The organism is Novosphingobium rosa NBRC 15208 (genome assembly GCF_001598555.1).
GTDB classification, from domain to species: Bacteria; Pseudomonadota; Alphaproteobacteria; order Sphingomonadales; family Sphingomonadaceae; genus Novosphingobium; species Novosphingobium rosa.
Genome location: NZ_BCZE01000010.1, coordinates 143,973 through 158,671, shown reverse-complemented (window position 1 = coordinate 158,671; position 14,699 = coordinate 143,973). Strand labels below are relative to the sequence as shown.

Annotated in this window: 13 protein-coding genes; 7 read left to right on the top strand and 6 right to left on the bottom strand. The window is 64.8% G+C overall.

Going from position 1 to position 14,699, the window contains the following annotated elements:
* Positions 1 to 5: 5 nt before the first annotated feature.
* The 4 genes from SR3_RS05190 to SR3_RS05175 form a co-directional block, all read right to left on the bottom strand.
* Positions 6 to 731: a peptidylprolyl isomerase gene (locus tag SR3_RS05190; protein ID WP_084454950.1), complete on the bottom strand. Its 726-nt coding sequence runs from the start codon at positions 729 to 731 to the stop codon at positions 6 to 8.
* 209 nt (positions 732 to 940) lie between these two features.
* Complete coding sequence (coaD, locus tag SR3_RS05185) at positions 941 to 1,444, bottom strand: pantetheine-phosphate adenylyltransferase (RefSeq protein ID WP_068081698.1); 504 nt, start codon at positions 1,442 to 1,444, stop codon at positions 941 to 943.
* Positions 1,444 to 2,346: a polyprenyl synthetase family protein gene (locus tag SR3_RS05180; protein WP_068081694.1), complete on the bottom strand. Its 903-nt coding sequence runs from the start codon at positions 2,344 to 2,346 to the stop codon at positions 1,444 to 1,446. The genes coaD and SR3_RS05180 overlap by 1 nt, the downstream gene beginning before the upstream one ends.
* An 83-nt stretch (positions 2,347 to 2,429) precedes the next feature.
* On the bottom strand, positions 2,430 to 2,684 hold the full coding sequence (locus SR3_RS05175) for an exodeoxyribonuclease VII small subunit (RefSeq protein ID WP_068081691.1): 255 nt from the start codon (positions 2,682 to 2,684) through the stop codon (positions 2,430 to 2,432).
* A gap of 115 nt (positions 2,685 to 2,799) precedes the next feature.
* On the opposite strand from SR3_RS05175, the gene purL reads away from it, so the two are divergent.
* The gene (gene purL, locus SR3_RS05170; RefSeq protein ID WP_068081689.1) at positions 2,800 to 4,953 is read left to right on the top strand and encodes a phosphoribosylformylglycinamidine synthase subunit PurL; all 2,154 of its coding nucleotides are present in this window, start codon (positions 2,800 to 2,802) and stop codon (positions 4,951 to 4,953) included.
* A gap of 261 nt (positions 4,954 to 5,214) precedes the next feature.
* On the opposite strand, the gene serB is transcribed toward purL, so the two are convergent.
* Complete coding sequence (serB, locus tag SR3_RS05165) at positions 5,215 to 6,102, bottom strand: phosphoserine phosphatase SerB (protein WP_068081686.1); 888 nt, start codon at positions 6,100 to 6,102, stop codon at positions 5,215 to 5,217.
* On the opposite strand from serB, the gene miaA reads away from it, so the two are divergent.
* The 6 genes from miaA to leuA all read left to right on the top strand — a co-directional run bounded on the left by miaA (position 6,095) and on the right by leuA (position 13,814).
* Positions 6,095 to 7,072: a tRNA (adenosine(37)-N6)-dimethylallyltransferase MiaA gene (gene miaA, locus SR3_RS05160; RefSeq protein ID WP_068081832.1), complete on the top strand. Its 978-nt coding sequence runs from the start codon at positions 6,095 to 6,097 to the stop codon at positions 7,070 to 7,072. The genes serB and miaA overlap by 8 nt on opposite strands.
* A 215-nt stretch (positions 7,073 to 7,287) precedes the next feature.
* A complete protein-coding gene (gene ilvB, locus SR3_RS05155) occupies positions 7,288 to 9,030 on the top strand; it encodes a biosynthetic-type acetolactate synthase large subunit (RefSeq protein ID WP_068081683.1) in 1,743 nt (580 codons plus the stop codon).
* Positions 9,031 to 9,044: 14 nt separating this feature from the next.
* Entirely contained in the window at positions 9,045 to 9,563 is a 519-nt protein-coding gene (ilvN, locus tag SR3_RS05150; RefSeq protein ID WP_068081827.1) for an acetolactate synthase small subunit, read from the top strand.
* A 118-nt stretch (positions 9,564 to 9,681) separates the two neighbouring features.
* Positions 9,682 to 10,701: a ketol-acid reductoisomerase gene (gene ilvC / locus SR3_RS05145; RefSeq protein WP_068081680.1), complete on the top strand. Its 1,020-nt coding sequence runs from the start codon at positions 9,682 to 9,684 to the stop codon at positions 10,699 to 10,701.
* 84 nt (positions 10,702 to 10,785) lie between these two features.
* Positions 10,786 to 11,907 (top strand): glycosyltransferase, encoded by a 1,122-nt coding sequence (locus SR3_RS05140; RefSeq protein WP_068081677.1) that lies wholly within the window; start codon positions 10,786 to 10,788, stop codon positions 11,905 to 11,907.
* A 224-nt stretch (positions 11,908 to 12,131) separates the two neighbouring features.
* The gene (gene leuA, locus SR3_RS05135; protein ID WP_068081674.1) at positions 12,132 to 13,814 is read left to right on the top strand and encodes a 2-isopropylmalate synthase; all 1,683 of its coding nucleotides are present in this window, start codon (positions 12,132 to 12,134) and stop codon (positions 13,812 to 13,814) included.
* A gap of 35 nt (positions 13,815 to 13,849) precedes the next feature.
* Here the strand turns inward: leuA and SR3_RS05130 are convergent, their stop codons facing one another.
* Positions 13,850 to 14,611 (bottom strand): hypothetical protein, encoded by a 762-nt coding sequence (locus tag SR3_RS05130; protein ID WP_068081671.1) that lies wholly within the window; start codon positions 14,609 to 14,611, stop codon positions 13,850 to 13,852.
* Between the last annotated feature and the right edge of the window lie 88 nt (positions 14,612 to 14,699).

Sequence of the window (14,699 nt, the reverse complement as noted above, 5' to 3'; positions counted from 1 at the left end):
CATCCTTACTTCTTCGTCTTGGCAGCCGGCTTGGCCGGAGCAGCAGGCGCCACCGGAGGCGCGGGCACGATCGGCGGCGGCGGCGGCGCAATCGCCGGACGCGGCTTGTGATCGCTCTCGATCGAGGCCTGCATGATCTTGGTCGGATTGCTGGGCGGTTCGCCGCGCACGATGCGGTCGACGATATCCATGCCCTCGATCACGCGGCCGAAGTTGGTGTAGCGGCGATCCAGCGAGAAATGCGGATAGAACACGATGAAGAACTGGCTGTTGGCCGAGTCCGGATCGTCGGTACGCGCCATCGAGACCGTGCCGCGCACGTGAGGCAGCGAGTTGAACTCCGCCTTCAGGTCGGGCAACTTCGAGCCGCCGCCGCCCGTGCCTGTCGGGTCACCCGTCTGCGCCATGAAGCCGTCGATCACGCGGTGGAAGATGATGTTGTCGTAGAAACCCTGACGTGTCAGCGTCTTGATGCGCTCCACATGGTTGGGCGCCCACTTGGGTTCGAGACGGATCAGCACGCGCCCGCCGTTCGACAGGTCCAGCACCAGCACATTGTCCGGATCGACCGCAGGATCGGGATCGACCTTGGAGCTCAGGTTCGTCTTGTTGACGTTCTCCGACATCGCCTTGGACAGCGCGTCCTGCTTGCGGGCGCAAGCGCTGGTCCCCAGCACGGCGGCGCCCAGCACGAGCGACATGGCAATCTTGATAAAGGAATGACGGTTCATGCAGCTCTCTTGGGCGTTGCGTCGTGAATGCGCGTCAGGGCGATAGCCGCGCCTGTCTGTCGTGTCCATGAACATGATACAACGAGGGAGTCATTGAAGGGACAAAAAGAGAAATGCGAGGGTGTTAGACCCTCGCGCTCCCATAACCTCCCCCGACATTGGGGCTGCGCATGATCCACCATCAGCGCAAACGCCCTTACCATCGGCGATCAGTCGCCAAGGCGACCGATACGTTCCACGCGCTCCACCACGTCAGCGCGTACCGCCGGGCTCACGAAGCGGGTGATATCGCCGCCGAACAGCGCGATTTCCTTCACCAGCTTGGAGGCGATCGGCTGCAGGCTGACGTCCGCCATCAGGAACACCGTCTCGATGCGCGGGTTGAGTTGCTGGTTCATTCCCGCCATCTGATATTCATACTCGAAATCAGCGACAGCGCGCAGCCCGCGCAGGATTACGCTGGCCCCCTGCCTCTCGGCAAAGGTCATCAGCAGTGCATTGAACCCCACCACCTCGACATTGTCGAGCGCCAGACTGGCCACCTCGCGCTTCACCATATCCATGCGCTCTTCGGGCGTGAACATGGGGTTTTTCGACATGTTTGTCGTCACGCCGATGATCAGCCGGTCGACCAGCTTGGCGCCGCGCCGGATGATATCGGCATGACCCAGCGTCACGGGGTCGAACGTGCCCGGATAGACCCCGATCCGCATCAGTGGCTCCGTTCGACGATGAAGCGGGCCAGTTCGCGCAGCAGATCGGCTTCCTTGCCGTGCTGCGCCAGATGGCCGATCGCCTGATCCACCAGCATCCGCGCCTGCTCACGCGCGCGATCCGCGCCCAGCAGCGAGACGAAGGTTTCCTTGCCCTTTTCCGCATCCTTGCGCAGCGCCTTGCCGGCAGCAGCCTCGTCGCCTTCATGATCGAGCAGATCGTCGGCAATCTGGAAGGCCAGACCGATGTCGCGGGCATAGGCGCGCAGATGCTTGCGGCCTTCGTGAGGCACCTTGCCCAGCACCGCGCCCATCTCAACCGAAGCGGCCAGCAGCGCCCCGGTCTTGAGCTGCTGCAGGCGCGTCACGGTCTGCAGATCGAAGCTGGAGGTCTCGGCGACGATGTCCATCATCTGTCCGCCCGCCATGCCATGCGAACCCGCCGCGGTGGCCAGCACCTGGATCAGCTCGGCGCGCACGAAGGGGTCGCCGCTGGTCACGGGGTCCGACAGCACCTCGAAGGCGAAGCAATGCAGCGCATCGCCCGCCAGCACGGCGGTCGCCTCGTCCCACTGCTTGTGGACGGTGGGCTTGCCGTGGCGCAGATCGTCATTGTCCATGCAGGGCAGATCGTCGTGGATCAGCGAATAGACATGCACCGATTCGATGGCCACGCCCGCGCGCACCGCCGCATCGCGGTCCACGCCATACAGTTCGGCGACAGCGGCCAGCAGCAGCGGGCGCACGCGCTTGCCGCCGCCCATCGCCGCATAGCGCATCGCCTCGAACAGCTGCGCGCGCGGATCGGACGGGATCGGCAGCAATTCGTCGAATGCCGTCAGAATATCGGCCTGAATGCGCTTGAGGCCATCGGCCAGCACGGTTTCGGTTACCTCAGCCACTGGGCTCCCCTTAGGATATCGTCAGTTTACCCCACGCAGAGCGCAGCCCCGCGCGGGCATCAATTAAGTTCAGGCCCCGCCCGTCAAGCATCGTCCAGCGGACGGGTGGCGACAGCGCCATCGTCCTTGGCCACGATTCGCTCGATCCGCGCGGTGGCGGCATCCAGACGCGCCTGACAGGCGGCGCGCAGCTTCTCACCCTTTTCATAGAGCGAAATGGACTCGTCGAGCGGCACTTCCCCGCTTTCCAGCTGGCGCACCACGCCCTCCAGAGCGCGCAGCGCCTCTTCGAAGCTGAGCTGCGCAATGTCCGCGATTTCGGCTTTGTTGTCACTCATGCCTTTGCAATGGCCGTGTGCCTGCGCGCGGTCAAGAGGTACAGGGTGCCACCTGGCACGCTTTATAACCAATCCGGTCTGGCCTTCGCGCGCGCATGGCGCTAAGGGCGCGGCCATGACCCAGACAGCCTCCACCATCACCCCCGATGTCGTCGCCGCCCACGGGCTTTCCCCCGAGGAATACGACAAGGTTCTCCACGCGCTGGGCCGCGAGCCCAACCTTGTCGAGCTCGGCATCTTTTCGGTGATGTGGTCGGAGCATTGCTCCTATAAATCCAGCCGTTTGCACCTCAAGAAGCTGCCCACCGAAGCCCCCTGGGTGATCTGCGGCCCCGGCGAGAACGCCGGCGTGATCGACATCGGCGATGGCCAGGCCGCCATCTTCAAGATGGAGTCGCACAACCACCCCAGCTACATCGAGCCCTATCAGGGCGCGGCGACCGGCGTTGGCGGCATTCTGCGCGACGTCTTCACCATGGGCGCACGGCCCGTGGCGAACATGAACGCGCTGCGTTTTGGTCGCCCCGATCACCCCAAGATGAAGCATCTGGTGCAGGGCGTGGTTGCGGGCATCGGCGGCTACGGCAATTGCGTGGGCGTGCCCACCGTTGGCGGCGAAACCAACTTCCACAAGGCTTACGACGGCAACATCCTCGTCAACGCCATGACCGTGGGCGTGGCCGACACCGACAAGATTTTCTACTCCGCCGCCACCGGCCTTGGTAACCCCATCGTCTATGTCGGCTCCAAGACGGGCCGCGACGGCATTCACGGCGCCACCATGGCCTCGGCCGATTTCGACGAGAAGTCGGAAGAGAAGCGCCCCACCGTGCAGGTCGGCGACCCCTTCACCGAAAAGCTGCTGATCGAGGCCTGCCTGGAACTGATGGCCACCGACGCCATCGTCGCCATTCAGGATATGGGCGCTGCCGGTCTGACCTCCTCCTCGGTCGAGATGGCCAGCAAGGGCGGCGCAGGCATTCGCCTGAACATGAACAACGTGCCCTGCCGCGAAACCGGCATGACGCCTTACGAGATGATGCTCTCGGAAAGCCAGGAGCGCATGCTCATGGTCCTCCAGCCCGGCAAGGAGCCGATGGCCGAGGCGATCTTCAAGAAGTGGGAACTCGACTTCGCCGTCATCGGCGAGGTGACCGACACCGGCCATATGGTGCTGGAATTCGACGGCGAGGTGGTCTGCGACATTCCGCTCGCGCCGCTGGCCGATGACGCGCCGCTCTATGACCGCCCGCATGTCCCCACCCCCAAGCCCGCGCCTTTGGGTGCCGTCGAGGAAAGCAAGGACATTGCAGCCGACCTGCTGACGCTGATCGGCGGCCCGGATCTCGCCTCGCGCAAGTGGATCTTCGAGCAGTACGACTCGCAGGTCGGCGGCGACACGCTCCAGAAGTCGGGCGGTGACGCGGCGGTGGTGCGCATCCACGGCACCGACAAGGCGCTGGCCATCAGCACCGACTGCACCCCGCGCTATGTCTTTGCCGACCCCTATGAGGGCGGCAAGCAGGCCGTGGCCGAAACCTGGCGCAACATCTGCGCCGTGGGCGCCACGCCGCTGGCCATCACCAACTGCCTCAACTTCGCCAACCCGCAACGCCCCGAAATCATGGGCCAGATCGTGGGCGCGCTGGAAGGCATGGGCGATGCCTGCCGCGCGCTGGATTACCCCATCGTCTCGGGCAATGTCTCGCTCTACAACGAATCGAAGGCCACCGGTGGCGGCAGCGCCATTCTGCCCACTCCCGCCATCGGCGGCGTGGGCCTGATGCTGGACCACACCAAGATGGCCACCATCAAGTTCAAGGCCCCCGGCGACGTGGTGTGGCTGATCGGCCCCGAAGGTTCGCACCTGGGCCAGTCGCTGTGGCTGCGCGAGATCGCCGGTCGCGAGGAAGGCCCCGCCCCCGCCGTGGATCTGGATGTCGAGCTGCGCAATGGCGAGACCGTGCGCCAGCTGATCGGCGACAGCCAGGCCACCGCCGTGCATGACGTGTCCGATGGCGGCCTGCTGGTTGCTCTGGCGGAAATGGCAATGGCCTCGGGCCTCGGCGTGAAGCTGGATGTGACGCTGAACACTGCGCAGGCCTTCGGTGAGGACCAGAGCCGCTATATCGTCACCACCAAGCCCGACATCGTGCTGGAAGGTGCTGTGAAGCTGGGTACTGTCGGCGGGTTCGATGTGGCCGGTGTGGCCGTGTCCAAGCTGAAGGCCGCCAATGAGGCGTTCTTCAAGGATTGGATGGAAGGCTAAGAGGCAAAAGGAAGATGCGAGGGGGTTACCCCCTCGCGCTCCCATAACGTCTTCCGACGAGGCGCCAGCGGCACCCCACCGTGGCGCTCAAACTGGCCACCAGCACAGAAAAGGCGCCGCAGGCAGGAATGCCCCGGCGCCTTTTCTCGTTTGAAAGCCTGCGGCGCCGCGACGTTAGCACCATGGCCGAACCCCAGGGGCAATGCAGACAATAATGGGAGCGCGAGGGTGTAACACCCTCGCACTGTCCTCTTCCTGTTCTTAATCCAGCACCCAATCCTTCTCCGGCACGCCCAGCAAACGCAGCACGGCGGTCAGATCCCCGCGATCCACCCAGCCATTGGCCGCAGCGCGCGCCTTGGGCTTGGCTTCGAAGGCGATGCCGTAGCTGGCCTCTTCGATCATCGGGATGTCGTTGGCGCCGTCTCCGGTGGCCAGCGTGGGCACCTTTTCGCCGGGCTTCTTGGCCAGCTTCTCCTGCTCTTCCAGCAACGTGGCGCGCTTGGTGGCGCTATCGCTGATCGGGCCGTCGAGGCCGCCGGTCAGCTTGCCACCCGCCACGGCGAGGCGGTTGCCGACGACGCGCTCGAAACCAAGCTGCTCGGCCACGGGATCAGCGAACTGGTGGAAGCCGCCCGTCACCAGCACGGTGCGGCAGCCCTTGGCCTTCAGCGTCTGAACCAGCACGCGCGCGCCCGTCATTGGCTTGATCCGCTCGGCGAGGCACTGGGCGATGGCGTCTTCCGACAAGTCTTTCAGCAGCGCGACGCGTTCCCTCAGGGCCTCGCGGAAATCGAGTTCGCCTTGCATGGCGCGTTCGGTGATGGCGGCGATCTGGGGCTTCAGGCCCGCGAAATCGGCCAGTTCGTCGATGCATTCCGCCGAGATCATCGTCGAATCCATGTCCGAGATGAAGAGGCGCGGCACCACGGGGCGTTGCTCGGTGATCAGCGCGTCGCTGGTGCCCAAATGCTTGTCGATGGCATTGCGCAGCACATCCACGCTCACGCCTTCGGCGGCGATTTCGACCACGCCGCTGGGGATTTCGCGGGCATCGGCGGAGAAGCCATCATCGCCCAAAGCCTCCAGCAGGGCATCGACTTGGGGCGACAGCCCGGCGGGTTCTGCTATGACGCGCGCGATGAGCACCGTTGATCCTTTCGAAATCGTCCCGGGCGAAGAAGCCCGCCCGCCGCTGGCGCTCATTGCAGGGCCGACCGCCAGCGGCAAGAGCGATTATGCCATAAAGCTGGCCGATGCCCTGGCCGCGCGGGGCCGGAGCGCCGTGATCATCAACGCCGACAGCGCCCAGCTTTATGCCGATCTGCCGATTCTCTCCGCCGCCCCCTCGCCCGAGGATACGGCGCGGGTGCCGCATCGGCTCTATGGCGCGTGGGACGGGGCGCAGGGCTGCTCCGCCGCCGATTGGGCGGAGCGGGCGCGGCAAGAGATCGCCAAGGCGCATCAGGCAGGGCAAGTGCCAATCCTTGTTGGCGGCACCGGCCTTTATATGCGCACCCTGCTGGACGGCATCGCACCCGTGCCCGCCATCGATCCCGAGGTGCGTGAAACCGTGCGCGCCCTGCCCGTGGCCGAAGCCCATGCCGCCCTCACCAACGAAGACCCTGAGCGCGCCGCCCTGCTCAACCCCGCCGACACCACCCGCGTCGCCCGGGCGCTGGAGGTGATGCGCTCCACCGGCCACTCGCTGGGCTATTGGCAGGCGCATAAGGAGGGCGGGATCGGCCACGCGGTCACGCTCCATCCGCTGATCCTGCTGCCCGATCGCGACTGGCTCTACGAACGCTGCGACCGCCGCTTCGGCCTCATGATCGAGGGCGGCGCGGTTCCCGAGGTCGAGGCCCTGCTGGCCCGCCACCTCCCCCCCGACCTGCCGGTGATGCGCGCCATTGGAGTCGCGGAGATCGCGGCACATCTTTCAGGCGACCTTACCCTTGACGAAGCAATCATGCGCGGCGCGCAGGCCACGCGCAATTATGCCAAGCGGCAATACACCTGGTTCCGCCACCAGCCCCCCCGCGATTGGCCCCGCCATGCGCCCAAAAGCCATGAAAATTCCGACATCGCCGGACATTTTGATAGATTGTTACAGCAATAGCTGTTGACAGGATATTTATTGTCTTATACCTGCCCTCCAGCATGTCGCAAGACGTGCTTCGGGTGCTTGCGCATCCGGCCCCGCCCCCCGGGAAAATCGCGACAATCGGCGCTTTTGGGGGTTGCATCTTGTGCAGCACGGGCCCAACGCAAGCGCCTTTGCGTGAACCGCGCCCATTTTGGGCGCGCGAAGATTTGAGACAGAAGGAAGTCACCGTGACCGAAGAGCGCAGCGGCGCCCAGATCCTCGTTGAAAGCCTGGTTCGTCAGGGCGTGGAATTTGTATTCGGCTATCCGGGCGGCGCGGTCCTTCCCATTTACGACGCGCTATTCGGCGAGGAGCGCCTGCGCCATATTCTCGTCCGCCACGAAGCGGGCGCGGCTCATGCCGCCGAAGGCTATGCGCGTTCCACCGGCAAGCCGGGCGTGGTGCTGGTCACCAGCGGCCCGGGCGCGACCAATGCCGTCACCGGCATTGCCGATGCTTTCCTCGATTCGATTCCGCTGGTGGTCATCACCGGTCAGGTCGGCACGCCGCTGATCGGCTCGGACGCGTTTCAGGAGGCCGATACCGTCGGCATCACGCGCCACTGCTGCAAGCACAACTATCTGGTGAAGGATCCGGCGAACCTCGCCGCCGTCATCGATGAAGCCTTCCAGATCGCCACCACCGGCCGCCCCGGTCCGGTCGTGATCGACATCCCCAAGGATGTGCAGATCGCCACGGCGAACTTCCCCGAAGGCCCGGTGCAGCGCCGCAACCGCTACTCGCCCCAGCTGGCGGGTGGCGAGGCGGAGATCGCGCAGGCCGTGGATCTGATCGCCAAGGCCAAGGCGCCGGTGTTCTACACGGGCGGCGGCGTGATCAACTCGGGTCCGCGCGCCAGCGAATTGCTGCGCGAGCTGCAGGCGCTGACCAAGGCACCGGTCACCTCCACGCTGATGGGTCTGGGCGCTTTCCCGGCGGATCATGAGGACTGGCTGGGCATGCTGGGCATGCACGGCACCTATGAAGCCAATTGGGCGATGAATCAGGCCGACCTGATCATCTGCGTCGGCGCGCGTTTCGATGATCGCGTGACGGGCCGTCTGGACGCCTTCGCGCCCAATTCGACCAAGATCCACATCGACATCGACCGCGCCAGCATCAACAAGACGGTGCGCGTCGATCTGCCGATCATCGGCGATTGCGCCACGGTGCTGCAGCAGATCCTCGATGGGTGGAAGGGCCGCAAGGCTCAGGATCTCACCGCGTGGAAGGCCCGCGTGACCGAATGGCGCGCCAAGAAGTCGCTCTCCTATGCCGAGAACCCCGCCGCCATCCCGCCGCAGCGCGCCATCGAGCGTCTGTTCGAGCTGACCAAGGCGCATGATCCGATCATCAGCACCGAGGTCGGTCAGCATCAGATGTGGGCAGCGCAGCACTTCCACTTCTTCGGCCCCAACAAGTGGCTGACGAGCGGCGGTCTGGGCACCATGGGTTACGGCCTTCCCGCCATCATCGGCGCGCAGCTGGGCAATCCGGGCAAGTTGTGCATCGACATCGCGGGCGAGGCCAGCATCCAGATGAACATTCAGGAGCTGGGCACCGCCACGCAGTATCGCCTGCCGGTCAAGATCTTCATCCTCAACAACGAATGGATGGGCATGGTCCGCCAATGGCAGGAGCTGACCTATGAAAGCCGCTATTCGAACTCCTATTCGGACAGCCTGCCCGATTTCGTGAAGCTGGCGCAGGCCTATGGCTGGAAGGGCATCTCGATCGAGAACGAAGGCCAGCTCGATGCCGGCATTCAGGAGATGATCGATTACGACGGCCCGGTGATCGTCGATTGCCGCGTCGCCAAGGATGCCAACTGCTTCCCGATGATCCCGAGCGGCGCGGCCCACACCGACATGCTGCTGCCCGGCGATGTGGTGAGCGGCACCATGGACGATGAAGCCAAGGCTCTGGTGTAAGAGAGATGAACCAGATGACGAAAATCGAGCAGGAAGCCACCGAGCGCCACGTCCTGATGCTGACCGTGGACAATGAGGCAGGCATTCTGGCCAAGATCGCCGGTCTGTTCACCGCGCGCGGCTACAACATCGACAGCCTGACGGTCTCGGAAATCACCGGCGACCATCAGGTCAGCCGTATCACCATCGTGACGCATGGCCCCCCGGCCGTGATCGACCAGATCCGCGCCCAGCTTGAGCGCCTGATCCCGGTGCACAAGGTGGTCGATCTGACCGAGCAGGGCCCCTATGTGGAGCGCGAGCTGGCCCTTATCAAGGTGGTCGGCAAGGGTGAGGCGCGCGTGGAAGCGCTGCGTCTGGCCGAGGTGTTTCGTGCGCGCCCCGTGGACACCACCACCGAAAGCTTCGTGTTCGAACTGACCGGCACGCCCGAAAAGATCGACAGCTTCGTGGCTCTGATGGGCGACCTCGGGCTGGTCGAGACCGCGCGCACCGGCGTTGTCGGCATGATCCGGGGCAAGTCCAGCACTTAACAGTTGATCGCCGCTCCGGCTTTGGCCGGGGCAGCGCCAAACGTGTCGGGCGAAAGCTCAGGCACATTCAATCCTGGCCCGCGCGTCGTATGCGCAGGGCAACCGAAAGGGAAGACCAGTGAAAGTCTATTACGACGCCGATGCCGACCTGAACCTGATCACCGGCAAGAAGATCGCGATCCTCGGTTATGGCTCGCAGGGCCACGCCCACGCCCAGAACCTGCGCGACAGCGGCGTCAAGGACGTTGCCATCGCCCTGCGCCCCGGCTCGGCCAGCGCCGCCAAGGCTGAAGCCGCCGGTTTCAAGGTTCTGCCCAACGCCGAAGCCGCCGCCTGGGCCGACATCCTCATGATCCTGGCGCCCGACGAGCATCAGGCCGCCATCTACGCCGAAGACCTGCACGCCAATCTGAAGCCCGGCGCCGCGCTGGCCTTCGCTCATGGCCTGAACGTCCACTTCGGCCTGATCGAGCCCCGCAAGGACATCGACGTCATCATGGTCGCCCCCAAGGGCCCCGGCCACACCGTGCGCGGCGAATATGTGAAGGGCGGCGGCGTGCCCTGCCTGATCGCCATCCACCAGAACGTGACCGGCAACGCGCATGACATCGGTCTGGCCTATGCCTCTGGCGTTGGCGGCGGTCGCTCGGGCATCATCGAGACCAACTTCCGCGAGGAATGCGAAACCGACCTGTTCGGCGAGCAGGCCGTGCTGTGCGGCGGCGCCACCGCGCTGGTGCAGGCTGGTTTCGAGACGCTGGTGGAAGCCGGCTACGCCCCCGAAATGGCCTATTTCGAGTGCCTGCACGAGCTCAAGCTGATCGTCGACCTGATGTATGAGGGCGGCATCGCCAACATGCGCTACTCGATCTCGAACACCGCCGAATATGGCGACATCAAGACCGGCCCGCGCATCATCACCGAAGAGACCAAGAAGGAAATGAAGCGCGTTCTGGCCGACATCCAGTCGGGCCGCTTCGTGAAGGACTTCGTGCTCGACAACCGTGCCGGCCAGCCCGAGCTGAAGGCCTCGCGCATCGCCGCCAAGCGTCACCCGATCGAAGAGACCGGTTCGAAGCTGCGCGCCATGATGCCCTGGATCGGCGCGAACAAGCTGGTCGATCAGACCAAGAACTAAGCCTTGGAGCCCGGACGCAAACTGGGCCCGAGTGGAAGTGGTCGGCGTGTTGCCCTCAAAGGGCAGCGCGCCGACGCTTCATTTGTGCGCGATCCGCGTGCGCCCTCGCGCCATATCCTGATCTGCTTCCACGATTTTTCGCGTGGCGGCACCGAACGCATCGCCATCGGCATGGCCCGCTTCTGGGTCGAGGCCGGACATCGGGTGACGATCCTGTGCGGCACGACAGAGGGCGGCGTGCGCGCTACCGTCGATCCGCGCGTGCAGGTGGTGGAGCTTGATCCGCCCATCCGCCGCAGCCCGATCTCGCGTTTGAAGCTGGGCAAGGCGATGGCGCCCATGCTCGGCAAGATCGATCCTGACATCATCTTTCTGCCGGGCAATTTCCATTTCCCGCTTGTGCTGGCTTTCGGCAAGGCCAAGGGCCGCGCGAAGATTGTGGCGAAAGTGTCCAATCCCGCCGTGCCGAGCGGGCTGATCGGCAAACCGATCCGTGCGCTGCTCCGCCGCTTTGCCCCCGCCGTCGATGGTATTGCCGCGATGAACAGCGGTCTGGCGCGTGAACTGGCCGAGCTGGCGCCCAGCGTCTCCACGGCGACGCTCTACGATCCGATCTATCTCCATCACGATATGACCGCCGATGGTCCGCATGTCGATGATGGCCGCATCCATCTGGTCTGGGCCGGGCGGTTCGAGAAGCAGAAGGATGCCGCGCTGGCGCTGCGCACCATCGCCGCGCTCAATGCGATCACCCCTGCCCGGCTCACCATGCTGGGCGACGGCAGCCTGCACGGCCGGATGCTGAACAAAATCCGCAAGATGGGGCTTTCCGACGTGGTCGCCGCGCCCGGCTATGTGCCGGTGATCGACCCATGGCTGCGCAAGGCCGATGCCTTTCTCTGCACCTCGCATTTCGAGGGCGGCCCGGCGGTGGCGGTGGAAGCCCTGGCGCATGGCGTGCCGGTGATCTCCACCGATTGCTCCCATTTCCTGCATGATATCATGACCATCCCGGAGGCGGGCACGCTGGTGCCCACGCGCAACCCTCAGGATCTGGCGCAAGCTGTGATCGAGGTGACGCGGCGCGGCCCTCCCCCGCTCGCCGCCCTGCAGGCGCTGATCGCCCATCTGGAACCTGAGGTCTGCGCCCAGGCCTATCTCGACTGGTTCGAAACAGTGCTGCAGCGCGACAGGACGCCTGCGTGACACGGTCCGGGCGCTTTTTGCTTTACAGGCCGCGCCGCCTTCATCATAGGCTGAGTGCATGATCTTCAAGCTGACCCTCGCGCTACGACTTATCCGCCCTTGGGCGTGAGCGAGCGCGTGCCCTCTGGCCGCGCGCAAGGAGCGCCCAAGGGATTATCGATCAGCCTGTCCTATAGCCGCAATGCCTGAGCAGCGGCCCCAGTGAAGAGCATCAGAGACCCATCATGCCCATGCTGAAAGACCCTTCGGTCAAGTATCGCCCCTTTCCGCAGATCAACATCCCCGACCGCACCTGGCCGAGCAAGATCATCGACAAGGCCCCGCGCTGGCTCTCCACCGACCTGCGCGACGGCAACCAGAGCCTGATCGACCCGATGGGCGCGGAAAAGAAGAACCGCTTCTTCGACCTGCTGGTCAAGGTTGGCCTCAAGGAAATCGAGGTCGGCTTCCCCAGCGCCGGCGCGACCGAGTATGATTTCATCCGCAGCCTCGGCACCGAGAACCGCGTCCCCGAGGATGTGCTGATCCAGGTGCTGACGCAGAGCCGCGAAGACCTGATCAAGACCAGCTTCGAGTCGCTGGAAGGCATGCCCGCCGCCATCGTCCACCTCTACAATGCCGTGTCGCCGCTGTGGCGTCAGGTGGTGTTCGGCATGGAGCGCCCGCAGATCCGCGAGATCGCCGAGAATGGCGCCAAGCTGCTGCGTGACAATGCCGCGCGCTTCCCGAACACCAAGTGGCATTTCGAATATTCGCCCGAGACCTTCTCGACGGCGGAACTCGATTTCAGCCTGGAATGTTGCGAGGCGGTGATGCAGATCCTGCAGCCCACGCCCGAGCACCCCATCATCCTCAACCTGCCCGCCACGGTCGAATGCGCGACGCCCAACGTCTATGCCGACCAGATCGAGTATTTCTGCCGCAACCTGCCCAACCGCGATGCGGCGGTGATCAGCCTGCACACCCATAACGACCGCGGCACCGGCGTTGCCGCCGCCGAACTGGGCATCATGGCGGGCGCCGACCGCGTCGAGGGCTGCCTCTTCGGCAATGGCGAGCGCACCGGCAACTGCTGCCTCGTCACCGTGGGCATGAACCTCTACACGCAGGGCGTCGATCCGGAACTGGACTTCTCGGACATCGACGAGGTGATCCAGACGGTCGAATACTGCAACCAGCTGCCCGTTCATCCGCGCCATCCCTATGGCGGCGATCTGGTGTTCACCGCCTTCTCGGGCAGCCATCAGGACGCCATCAAGAAGGGCTTCGCCGCGCAGGAAAAGCGCAATGACGAGTTCTGGGCCGTGCCCTATCTGCCCATCGATCCCGCCGATCTGGGTCGCAGCTATGAAGCGGTGATCCGCGTCAATTCGCAGAGCGGCAAGGGCGGTTTCGCCTGGGTGATCGAGCAGGATCAGGGCCTCAAGCTGCCCAAGCGCATGCAGGCCCATTTCAGCCGCCATGTGCAGGAACTGGCCGATGAGCTGGGCCGCGAACTGGTCGCCGCTGACATCTGGGAGGTGTTCCAGCGCAGCTACCGCGTCAACGATCCGCAGCATTTCCAGCTGCTGGACTGGGACGAGACCAAGGGCCCCGATGGCGCGCGCATCTTTGCGGGCAAGATCGGCGTCGGCGGCAAGGAACAGTCGGTCTCGGGCCGTGGCAATGGCCTGATCTCCTCGGTGGTCGCGACGCTGGCGGACAGCTTCGGCGTCAACCTCTCGGTGAAGGACTATTCCGAGCATGCGCTCTCCGCCGGTTCGGATGCGCGTGCGGCGGCCTATGTCGAATGCACCGGGCCGGATGGCCAGACCATCTGGGGCGTGGGCGTCGATACGGACGTCGCCACCGCCAGCGTGCGCGCCGTGCTGAGCGCCGCCAACACGCTGGTCCTCTCGGGCAGGTAAGCTGATCAGGCCGGGGCTTTGCGCTCCGGCCTTTTTCAGACGCCGGGGCGGGCTGTGATCAGCCTGCTTTCGACGTCCCATGAGACATTCCAGATGCGGCCTTCGCTGTCCGCGATCCACGCCGGCACATGGCTGTCACCATCCACCTGCCTGCGGACAAGCGCCGAGGCGATCTCTGCCTGCATGTCAGACGCCCCTTCCAGGGCCTCTACCCGCACCTGGCGCGGCGCGAAGAAGAAGAGGCCGTGGCTGAACAGCGCGCCATCCTCGTCACGCGAAAAGCCGACCAGGCCGGGCACGGGAAATGACCCGCCTGCAAGCCATGCCCCGACAGCCTCAACGAAATGCGCCGGGCGCATCATCACGCCCGAGAGCGCCCAGACCACCGCCTGCACCCCCGGCAGCGCCGCCAATGCCAGACCGACCTGCAGATGCGTGCACAAAATCGGCCTGAGATGAGCCCCGCCCGCCAGATTTTGCCCGGACGCGAGCAACACGCCCTCCAGCTGAGGCAAAGCGTCATCCAGCCCAAGCCTTTGCGTCACAACCGGCATAGCGGCGCCACGCGCCGGAGCCAGCCCCTTGAGATCGAAGGTGAGTCCCCGGCACAGCAGTTCGAGGCGGCCACGATCCGCCTCCCCCCGATAGCTGACCGACAGCATGTTCTCTGCGGGAAGTTGCCCCAGCAAACGATCGATGACCTCAACCGATGGACGCTGCCCTTCGGCAAACAGCAAGACCACACCGTTCGCGACAGGCTCAACAGCGATAGTGTCCTCTGCCTGATCGTCCATCATGTCCGGCCCTCCTGCCCCTTTCTTGGCATATTCCCCCGGCTTTGCCAAAGCGCGCCCATCCCGCCTCTTCCGCGATGCCCCGCGATGG